At 67.1% G+C, this 322-nt stretch carries 1 protein-coding gene; it reads right to left on the bottom strand.

Features of this window, described 5'->3' with window-relative positions; all coding sequences use genetic code 11:
* The coding region (locus tag RM779_RS33495) for an acyltransferase domain-containing protein (RefSeq protein ID WP_311621564.1) at positions 1-322 on the bottom strand (322 nt) is incomplete at both ends.

Here is a 322-nt window from a genome sequence, read left to right as displayed (position 1 = left end):
GGTCTTCGAGAATCTGATCGCGGATCGCATCCACCTGAGCCGAATGCGACGCATAATCCACCGGAACCCGCCGCCCACCCAGCTCCTCAAGAGCCGACACGTCTCCCGACACCACCGTCGACGCCGGACCGTTCACCGCCGCCACCGACACCCGACCCCCAAACCGCCCAATCAACCCCTCAACCTCACCCACCGGCAGCTGAAGGGACACCATCCCCCCACCACCCGCAAGCCGCTCCCCAATCACCCGAGACCGCAACGCCACCACCCGCGCACCATCCGCCAACGACAAACCACCCGCCACCACCGCCGCCGCAATCTC

It is taken from the genome of Streptomyces johnsoniae, assembly GCF_031845565.1.
Lineage (GTDB): Bacteria > Actinomycetota > Actinomycetes > Streptomycetales > Streptomycetaceae > Streptomyces > Streptomyces johnsoniae.
Note: the sequence above shows the minus strand (reverse complement) of the source record. Positions and strands in the feature narration are given on the sequence as shown.